This window comes from Micromonospora orduensis, assembly GCF_006228125.1.
In the GTDB taxonomy this organism is placed as follows: Bacteria; Actinomycetota; Actinomycetes; order Mycobacteriales; family Micromonosporaceae; genus Micromonospora; species Micromonospora orduensis.
On record NZ_VDFY01000053.1, the window covers coordinates 1 to 5,840 of the forward strand.

A 5,840-nucleotide genomic window follows, 5' to 3' on the forward strand; every position below is an offset into this window, starting at 1 on the left:
CCTTATCGTCGGCAGCGTCAGATGTGTATAAGCGACAGGCCCGGGGGGACGGGTGCGGCGGGCGACGAGCGCGCCGGCCGTGCCCTGGGCCGGGTCGGTACCGCGATGGGTGGCTTGACCGACGTCGGCACCAGAGCGGTGGTCGGCGGCAGCGGAACGGCAGGGCGCAGTGGAACGGCCGAGGGCAGCGGCAGGGGGACGGCCAGCGGCGTCGTGAGGATCGTCGGGGAGGTGGCGGCTCGCGCCGGTGGAGGGCTGGTCGGCAGGGGCAGCGGGTCGGCGTGGGCGGGGTCGGCGCCCACGGCCGCGCCGAGCGCCGCCGCCGGCAGGCAGTACCTCAGCCGCATCAGGCGGAGGCCGGCGACACCCATGAACGGTTCTTGCCCCCGGCGAACGAGGGCTACACCCATTCATCGATGTCTCCGGGCGGCAGCCGCCCGTCCCGGCTTGAGCATCAAGCGACAGGCGCGAGGGCCGACGATCGCCGACAATGGCGAGCGTGGCACCTGCCTTCGTCCTGCACCACCATCGCAAACCACGACCGCACTTCGACCTGCGGCTCGAGGAGAACGGTGTGCTGCGTTCCTGGGCGGTGCCACGTGGTCTGCCGGCCAGTCCCCGCGACAACAGGCTGGCGATCGCCGTGCCCGACCACCACCTCGACCATCTGACCTACGAGGACGCCGACAAGTCGATCGCCGACATCGGCACCTGGGAGGAGCACGACCGTACCGACCGCAGAATGCTGTTCACGTTGCACGGCCGCACCGGCCGTCGGCGGTACGCGCTCATCCGGACCGGCGAGGGGTGGCTGCTCCACCTGACGAAGGAGCAGCCACCGGACGGGCGTGGATAGAAGCGCTCCTCAGACCGGCGCAGCGGCACCTTCGGCGCCGAACCACCTCGTCAACGCGATGGTGAGCGTCGGCTGGTCCTCGCCGATCCACGCGACGTGCCCGTCCGGCCGAAGCAGCACCGCTGGCACGTCCAGTTCCTCGCTGGTGTCGACGACGTGGTCGACCCGGTCCGCCCAGCCGTCCACCGACAGCCGCCCCGTCTGGTCGAGCAGCAGCCCGCTGCCGGTACGCATCAGCTCGAACAGGCGCCCGTGCTTCAACCGGACGTCGCGCAGCCGCCGCCCCAGCAGGGCGTGACCCGCCCCGAAGTCGTACCGGATGCCGATCGCCGTGACCTTCTCGATGAGGAACCGGTTGACGTCCTCGAAGTCCATGAGCTGCGCCACCAGCCGCCGGACCGCCTGCGGCCCGGGCTCGTTGGTCGTCAGCTCCATCTGGGCGCGGGTGTTGTCCAGCACGTCGGCGGCCACCGGATGCCGCTCCGACTCGTAGCTGTCCAGCAGGTCGTCCGGCGCCCAGCCGTCGACGGCCGCGGCGAGCTTCCAGCCCAGGTTGAACGCGTCCTGGATCCCGAGGTTGAGCCCCTGCCCGCCCATCGGCGGGTGGACGTGCGCGGCGTCCCCGGCCAGAAACACCCGGCCGGACCGGTAGCGTTCGGCCTGCCGGGTCGCGTCGCCGAAGCGCGACAGCCAGCGGGGGGAGTGCGCGCCGAAGTCGGTGCCGGCGTACCTGCGCAACTGCCGCGTGAACTCCTCGAACGTCGGCGGCACCGAGCGGTCCTCGGCCACGCCCTCCGCCGGCACGACCGCCCGGAACACCCCCGGCCGACCGGAGGGGCCGACACCGAACCGCTTTTCGGTCCTGCGTACCTCGGTCATCACCGCGGTGATCTCGTCCAGAGGCGCTGTCACCTCCATCTCGCCCAGCAGGGTGTCGATCTTCGACGGCTCACCGGGGAATCCGATGCCGACCAGTTTCCGAACCGTGCTGCGCCCACCGTCGCAGCCGACGACATACCGGGCCCGCAACGCCGTCGGGCTTCCATCGGCGACGTGCACGGTCACCCCGTCGTCGTCCTGCTCCAGCCCGACCACCGCACCACCGCGCCGGATCTCGGCGCCGACGTCGGCCGCGTGCTCGGCGAGCAGTCGGTCGGTGAGCGTCTGCGCGATGCCGAGTACGTACCCGTGGGCGGTGTCCAGACCGGCCGGAGCGGGCTTCTCGATTCCCGCGAAGAATCCTCGAACGCCGCCGGCGGTGATCGGATACTGCTTACCGTTCTCCAGGAAACGCTCCAACAGGCCTCGCTGATCCATCACCTCGATGCTGCGCACGTGCAGCCCGAGCGACCGCACGAACGGCGGCGGTTCCGCCTCTCTCTCCACCACGAGCACGGTGACGCCCCGCAGCCGCAATTCGCTGGCCAGCATCATTCCGGTCGGCCCGCCACCGACGATGATCACGTCGAACACGCATCTCCCCATGTCTGCCGATTTCGCGTCGGCCGACGATTGTGCGTCACAACCGGGGTCTTGCCACAAGCCCCGGTATGCGGTATATGTTGAAAGTGGCAAGGAGTTCCCCTCCTTGCCTTTGTTGTTTCTCGGTCCGGCCCTGGCGCCGGGAGCGCCGCGCGCGTCAGGCGACCTGGTGGGTGTGCTCGTCCGGCGTCGACGGGGGTTGCTGCTGCCAGGGGTCCCCGGTGGCGCCGGCGGCGAGGTGCCGTTCGTAGCTGGTCACCTTGGTGTCTATGAGGTCGAGACAGTCGCGCAGCTGCGCGAGCTGCTCGGTGACGCGGTGTCGATGCTCGCGCAGCAGCTGGAGCCGTTCGACCTCGTTGCCGTCGCCCTCGCGGACGAGCTGGGCCAGGCGGCCGATCGTCGTGAGCGGCATGCCGGAGGCCCGGAACCTCACGCAGTTCGCCAGCCACTCGACGTCCCAGGCGCTGTAGACCCGCCTGCCGGACGCGTCGCGCCGCACGTCGCTGGCCAACAGTCCCCTTCGCTCGTAGAGCCGCAGGGTGTGCACGCTCAACCCCGTACGCTGCGCCACCTGTCCGATGCTCAGGTCCCGGTCCGCCACATTGTCGACCGTAGTCCGTTGACCTAGACCTCGGTCCAGCACCTAGCGTCCGCGGCATGACCAGTCACACGACCCACACGCCGTTCGGCGCCCACAGCACGGCCGGAGACGTCCTCGCCGGAATCGACCTCACCGGCACGACCGCTGTCGTCACGGGTGGATCCTCCGGCCTCGGTCTCGCCACGACCCTCGCCCTCGCCCGGGCCGGCGGTCAGGTCGTCGTACCAGCACGGCGGCCGGACGCCGCGCGGCAGGCGCTCACCGGTGTGACCGGGGTCGAGGTCGACGAACTCGACCTCGCCGACCTCGACTCGGTCCACGCGTTCGCCGAACGCTTCCTGAGCAGGCATCGCGCCCTGGACATCCTCATCACGAGCGCCGGGATCATGGCCTGCCCGCTGACCCGGGTGGGGCCCGGTTGGGAAGCGCACTTCGCGACCAACCACCTCGGCCACCACGCGTTGACGAACCTGCTGTGGCCCGCGCTCACCACCGCCGGCGCGGCCCGTGTCGTCTCGGTCAGCTCCGGGCGCAACCCGACCTGGCGTATCCGCTGGGACGACGTGCAGTTCGAAAGCGGCTACGACAAGTGGGAGGCGTACACCCAGTCGAAGCTCGCGAACATCCTGTTCGCGCGCCACCTCGACCTGCTCGGCAGGCCGCACGGCGTCCGCGCCTTCTCGGTCGACCCCGGCTGGATCCTCACCGGTCTGCAACGACACCTCGCCGTCGAGGAGATGGTCGCCGCCGGCTGGATCGATGCGGACGGGACGCCCCGACCGGGCCTGTTCAAGACGGCCGAGCAGGGCGCGGCGACGCAGGTGTGGGCCGCCACGTCACCGCGGCTCGCCGCGAACGGCGGCGACTACTGCGTGGACTGCCGGATCGCCGGGAGCGCCCCCACCGACAGCGGCGACGCGGCCCGTCTCTGGTCGCTCTCGGCGGACCTGACCGGCCTCGACCTCATCGGCCGGGGTTGACGCGCCCCTGGCGCACCGCCAGACCCGTGCGGCCGGCCCACGCGCCGCGCGCGTGACCGGACGGAGGCCGGTGGTCGTGGGGATCGCGGCGCCCCGCCGTCGAGCGCTGGTCAGGTCCGCTTCCGGAACGGGGCGAGGGTGGCCCGGATGTGATCGGCCGCGCCCCAGTCGTCGTCGAACTGGGCCAGCACGGCGAGGTGCTGGCGTAGTTGGACAACAGGCATGCGAGCCCGCCAGTCACCGTCCAGCGAGGTCAGCTCTGCATAGACCTCGAAGAACCGCTGCGCCTCCGGCGGGGGCGAGGTGGACCACACGTGGGCGAGGTCGACCTCGGCCCATGTGTAGGACACGGCCGGGTCGATCAGCGCGGGCCGTCCGTCCGGGGTGGCAAGGATGTTCTGCGCCCACAGGTCGCCGTGCGTCAGACACGCCGGCCGGTCCGGCAGCAGGTCGGGCAGCCGGTGACACAGCCGCTCCAGCGCGGCCCGGTCTGCGGCGTCCAGTGCCGCCTCGACGCGAGGCTGCCCGAGCCACCGGAGCAGCCGATGCTGCGCGAAGAACGCGAAGCCGTCGTCATTCCAGGTGTTGATCTGCCGGCGGCGGCCCAGCCAGTTGTCGTGGTGCCATCCGAAGCGGGGATGGATCGTGCCCATGTGCATGCGGGCCAACTCGTGCGCGAACCGCTCCCAGAAGGCCTCGCTGCGCGGCCTGGGCTCCAGCAGGGACAGCACGAGCAGTTCGTGCTCGGCCAGGATCACGTCCGGAGTCGCCACCCTGCCCAGTTCACGCATCGCGGCCAGCCCTTCGGCCTCCGCGACGAAGACGTCGTCGCCCGGCGCCTCGGCGAAGGCCTTGACGAACACCGGCGGCCCGTCCCGTCGCGTGGCGGTGCCGGCGAGCGCCGCGAGCCCGCCCGACGCCGGCTCCACTGTGACGACCCCACGCATCCCCGCGCGGAGCAGGCGTTCCCGCAGCAACGTCGTCGAGCGCATCAGGATGGCCTCCTCTGCTCCCGGGTGCCTGTGGGGCCGCGACGGGCACCGGCCGTCGAGGAGGTCACCGTATCGGGCCCACCGGGTCTTCGCCCGGAAGTTGTCGATCAGTCCCGCCGCCCACCAGCGCCGGTTCAGCACCACCCGCCGCGCCGACCCGAGGTCCTGACCGGCGCCTCACCTGTGAGCGATAACAAGGCCGGTACGCAGGTGCCGGCGGTACGACCCGGCGACGGGGAGCGAGGTTCGGTGCGGGAAAGCGACCATGTCCGGGGGATCGATACGGGTCGTTCGTTACATCTTGACGAACAGCATGTTATCGCTCACTCTCGATGGAGAGGACGACGGCGCCGGTAGCTCACCGGGCGAGCCCCGCCGATCGCACCTCGGAGCACGGCGTCCCCCTGGGCATGTGGACGTCGCCTCAGGGCTCTCCGCAGTCGCCGGCGACAACCCGCCGGACCGCGTGCGTCAGTGCGAGATGGCCAGGATGACCGTCCCGAATTCCTCGGTCCAGCGAGCGTTCGGCCGCACCGAACGACTTCTTCCGGTCCTGGGTGAAGTGGCACATCACCACCACCGATGCAACCACCGAGAAGGAACAACATGAGACCCAAGAGAACGCTGCTGGCGACGGCGACCCTCGCGGTCGCCCTGACCGCGGGCATGACGATGGCGCTGGCCCCGATGGCCAGTGCCGGGACGACCCTCGGGGCATCGGCGGCCGAGAAGGGCCGCTACTTCGGCGCCGCCGTCGCGACGGGCAAGCTCTCCGACGGCACGTACGTCGGCATCCTGAACCGCGAGTTCAACAGTGTCGTGGCCGAGAACGAGATGAAGTGGGACGCCACCGAGCCGCAGCAGGGGCGGTTCAGCTACACCGGTGGTGACCGTTTGGTGAGTCACGCTCGCGCCAATGGTATGAGTGT

The 5,840-nt window shown here is 70.7% G+C and carries 7 protein-coding genes; 3 read left to right on the forward strand and 4 right to left on the reverse strand.

Going from position 1 to position 5,840, the window contains the following annotated elements:
- Nucleotides 1-17: 17 nt before the first annotated feature.
- Entirely contained in the window at nucleotides 18-371 is a 354-nt protein-coding gene (locus tag FHG89_RS00660; RefSeq protein WP_139581934.1) for a hypothetical protein, read from the reverse strand.
- 119 nt (nucleotides 372-490) lie between these two features.
- Between FHG89_RS00660 and FHG89_RS00665 the strand changes: the two genes are divergently transcribed.
- Entirely contained in the window at nucleotides 491-856 is a 366-nt protein-coding gene (locus tag FHG89_RS00665) for a DNA polymerase ligase N-terminal domain-containing protein (RefSeq protein WP_139581935.1), read from the forward strand.
- 9 nt (nucleotides 857-865) lie between these two features.
- Here FHG89_RS00665 and rox read toward each other — a convergent pair whose 3' ends face one another.
- Nucleotides 866-2,329, reverse strand: coding sequence for a rifampin monooxygenase (gene rox, locus FHG89_RS00670; RefSeq protein WP_139581937.1), 1,464 nt, complete (start codon nucleotides 2,327-2,329; stop codon nucleotides 866-868).
- A gap of 166 nt (nucleotides 2,330-2,495) precedes the next feature.
- The gene (locus tag FHG89_RS00675) at nucleotides 2,496-2,909 is read right to left on the reverse strand and encodes a MerR family transcriptional regulator (RefSeq protein WP_244295062.1); all 414 of its coding nucleotides are present in this window, start codon (nucleotides 2,907-2,909) and stop codon (nucleotides 2,496-2,498) included.
- An 86-nt stretch (nucleotides 2,910-2,995) separates the two neighbouring features.
- On the opposite strand from FHG89_RS00675, the gene FHG89_RS00680 reads away from it, so the two are divergent.
- Nucleotides 2,996-3,919 (forward strand): oxidoreductase, encoded by a 924-nt coding sequence (locus FHG89_RS00680; RefSeq protein WP_139581940.1) that lies wholly within the window; start codon nucleotides 2,996-2,998, stop codon nucleotides 3,917-3,919.
- Between the two features lie 110 nt (nucleotides 3,920-4,029).
- Here the strand turns inward: FHG89_RS00680 and FHG89_RS00685 are convergent, their stop codons facing one another.
- The gene (locus FHG89_RS00685; RefSeq protein ID WP_139581942.1) at nucleotides 4,030-4,911 is read right to left on the reverse strand and encodes a fructosamine kinase family protein; all 882 of its coding nucleotides are present in this window, start codon (nucleotides 4,909-4,911) and stop codon (nucleotides 4,030-4,032) included.
- A gap of 606 nt (nucleotides 4,912-5,517) precedes the next feature.
- Between FHG89_RS00685 and FHG89_RS00690 the strand changes: the two genes are divergently transcribed.
- Nucleotides 5,518-5,840 (forward strand): endo-1,4-beta-xylanase (locus FHG89_RS00690; protein WP_139581944.1); only part of this gene is annotated, 323 nt, incomplete at its 3' end.

Bases quoted from the DNA above. Each gene is read 5' to 3' on its own strand.
- FHG89_RS00660 (WP_139581934.1), bottom strand. From the start codon at position 371: ATGGGTGTCGCCGGCCTCCGCCTGATGCGGCTGAGGTACTGCCTGCCG.
- FHG89_RS00665 (WP_139581935.1), top strand. From the start codon at position 491: ATGGCGAGCGTGGCACCTGCCTTCGTCCTGCACCACCATCGCAAACCA.
- FHG89_RS00680 (WP_139581940.1), top strand. From the start codon at position 2,996: ATGACCAGTCACACGACCCACACGCCGTTCGGCGCCCACAGCACGGCC.
- FHG89_RS00685 (WP_139581942.1), bottom strand. From the start codon at position 4,911: ATGCGCTCGACGACGTTGCTGCGGGAACGCCTGCTCCGCGCGGGGATG.